The sequence below is a fragment of the Candidatus Hodgkinia cicadicola genome (assembly GCF_002774925.1).
Genome location: NZ_NXGO01000065.1, coordinates 1 through 997, shown reverse-complemented (window position 1 = coordinate 997; position 997 = coordinate 1). Strand labels below are relative to the sequence as shown.

The following is a 997-nucleotide window of genomic DNA, read 5'->3' as shown; positions in this document are numbered from 1 at the left end:
TGAAATTAGATCTTTAATCGATTGGCTAAAAATAAATTATTTAATTTTTTGATTTAATAAAACTATAACCTATTAGTGTTGTATAACATAAATAAAGATAATAATTATAAATATGTTTTTAATAATCCAGATAAGCCAAATAAAATACTTGCATATATGTTTAATATGGCCAACGACAACAGAATGTTGGATTTATTTGGATTAGTAACTTATTTCAATAATTATTATAGTAAGATTAAGGAAAATAGAAGAAAATTACAACATTAAGACACAACTTTATACCAAATTAGAATATTTTAATCCATTTGGTTCTGTCAAAGATAGAATTGCCGAAGCTTTGGTTGTTGATGCTTAGAAACGAAATAAGTATAATAAAGACACAATTATAGTAGAAGCAAGTTCTGGTAATATTGGTATTAGTATTGCTGCTATTGCTGCCCGTAAGGGGCTAAAATGTTTAATAGTTGTTCCGGAAAGTATCTCAGAAAAGAGACTAAACATGTTGGACTTTTTTAGGTGCTAAAATTGTATTTGTATCGAGGAGAATAAAAGAAGCCATAAAAAGCTAAAGAGTTTACAGATCAAGTTAAACTTGCAGTAATGACATGTCAATTTGAGAACAAGATCAATGTAAAAATCCACAAGAAAATAACAGCAAAAGAAATAACAAAATCAATGAAGAATATAGATTATTTCATTTCAGGTGTGGGAACAGGAGGTACTATCACGTGTGTTGGAGAGGTCTTAAAGAAGAGAAAGAATTCAAATACTTCGATTGTTGCAGTTGAGCCTTGAAAGGCTTCTATTTTATCAAACAAACAGGTTCAATCTCATGGGATACAAGGTATAAGGTGTTGGTTTTCTTCCAAAAATTTAAATATTAAGATTATTGATTATATTTTTAAAGCAAGAGACCACGAAGTAATTGGATATGCCAGAATAATGGCAACCACAGAAGGAATGGCAGTAGGTTTATCTTCGGGAGCTGCAATATGTG

At 29.6% G+C, this 997-nt stretch carries 2 protein-coding genes; both read left to right on the top strand.

What is annotated here, in order from left to right; genetic code table 4:
• Positions 1 to 382: 382 nt before the first annotated feature.
• The gene (locus MAGTDC_RS05960; protein WP_146656941.1) at positions 383 to 523 is read left to right on the top strand and encodes a pyridoxal-phosphate dependent enzyme; all 141 of its coding nucleotides are present in this window, start codon (positions 383 to 385) and stop codon (positions 521 to 523) included.
• Between the two features lie 77 nt (positions 524 to 600).
• Positions 601 to 997 (top strand): pyridoxal-phosphate dependent enzyme (locus MAGTDC_RS02720; RefSeq protein WP_146656940.1); only part of this gene is annotated, 397 nt, incomplete at its 3' end.